Raw genomic sequence first — 401 nt, forward strand, 5'->3', positions numbered from 1 at the left:
GACCGGCCCGACCGCCAGCGTGCGGCTGGTGCCGAAGATCGCATAGGCTACGAGCGGTAGGATCGACGCGTAAAGGCCGACTTCCGCCGGCAGACCGGCCAGCATGGCATAAGCCAACGACTGCGGGATCAACATGATGGTGACGATCACCGCCGCCAACAAGTCGCTGGTCAGAACGGTGCCATCATAGGTTTTGACCCACTGCATGAACGGGTAATATCGGGAGATTTTTGACATGAATGGCTTGGAGCGTGAGAAAACCTGGTTGGGCGCTGTCACGAAGAGGGGGAAGTGACAGCGGCCGATCGGACAGTAGGGGGGCTACTGCCCGATTGATGAATAGAGCGCCGCAGAGCGGGCACCGGAGCGGCAATAACCCAGGACCGGCCCGTCAATAGTCT

At 60.1% G+C, this 401-nt stretch carries 1 protein-coding gene; it reads right to left on the bottom strand.

Annotated features, from left to right (window positions below):
• The coding region (locus HBA93_RS19010) for a SulP family inorganic anion transporter (RefSeq protein WP_502910141.1) at window positions 1–207 on the bottom strand (207 nt) is incomplete at its 3' end.
• Window positions 208–401: the final 194 nt, after the last annotated feature.

The sequence above is a fragment of the Ochrobactrum sp. SFR4 genome (assembly GCF_019730395.1).
Taxonomy (GTDB): Bacteria; Pseudomonadota; Alphaproteobacteria; order Rhizobiales; family Rhizobiaceae; genus Pseudochrobactrum.